This is a genomic window from Clostridioides sp. ZZV14-6387 (assembly GCF_020657835.1).
GTDB classification, from domain to species: Bacteria; Bacillota; Clostridia; order Peptostreptococcales; family Peptostreptococcaceae; genus Clostridioides; species Clostridioides difficile_A.
In genome coordinates this window covers 1-473 of the sequence record NZ_JAGWCW010000088.1, presented here as the reverse complement: position 1 = coordinate 473, position 473 = coordinate 1, and the positions used below count along the sequence as shown (strand labels likewise).

Below are 473 nucleotides of genomic sequence, written 5' to 3'. Positions count from 1 at the left end.
GATGTTGGGTTAAGTCCCGCAACGAGCGCAACCCTTGTCTTTAGTTGCCATCATTAAGTTGGGCACTCTAGAGAGACTGCCAGGGATAACCTGGAGGAAGGTGGGGATGACGTCAAATCATCATGCCCCTTATGCTTAGGGCTACACACGTGCTACAATGGGTAGTACAGAGGGTTGCCAAGCCGTAAGGTGGAGCTAATCCCTTAAAGCTACTCTCAGTTCGGATTGTAGGCTGAAACTCGCCTACATGAAGCTGGAGTTACTAGTAATCGCAGATCAGAATGCTGCGGTGAATGCGTTCCCGGGTCTTGTACACACCGCCCGTCACACCACGGGAGTTGGAGACGCCCGAAGCCGATTATCTAACCTTTTGGAAGAAGTCGTCGAAGGTGGAATCAATAACTGGGGTGAAGTCGTAACAAGGTAGCCGTATCGGAAGGTGCGGCTGGATCACCTCCTTTCTAAGGAGAATT

At 51.0% G+C, this 473-nt stretch carries 1 rRNA gene; it reads left to right on the top strand.

Going from position 1 to position 473, the window contains the following annotated elements:
- Nucleotides 1-461: ribosomal RNA gene (locus KGF38_RS20010) — 16S ribosomal RNA — on the top strand; the annotation flags it as partial.
- Nucleotides 462-473: the final 12 nt, after the last annotated feature.